Consider the following 241-nt stretch of genomic DNA (forward strand, 5'->3'; position numbering starts at 1 on the left):
GTTCTCTCAGGACCCAACAGTATGTCGATATATTGTTCGTCGGTTTCCCACAGAGGAGAAACCGTACGACGATCAAGTTTGTCAGCGTCCACCCATGAGCTCCTGCCGGACCACAAGTGGGTCCGAAACAGGCTCTGCCAACCAACCATCCACCTGTGTGGATATTGGATTGGAGAATGCTCCTTAGAAAGGAGGTGATCCAGCCGCACCTTCCGGTACGGCTACCTTGTTACGACTTCGT

Annotated in this window: 1 rRNA gene; it reads right to left on the reverse strand. The window is 52.7% G+C overall.

The features are described 5' to 3' along the window. Positions 1-187 precede the first annotated feature (187 nt). A 16S ribosomal RNA gene (locus ASU23_RS19925) occupies positions 188-241 on the reverse strand; the annotation flags it as partial.

This window comes from Rhodococcus sp. KB6 (assembly GCF_001445685.1).
GTDB lineage: Bacteria > Actinomycetota > Actinomycetes > Mycobacteriales > Mycobacteriaceae > Rhodococcus_F > Rhodococcus_F qingshengii.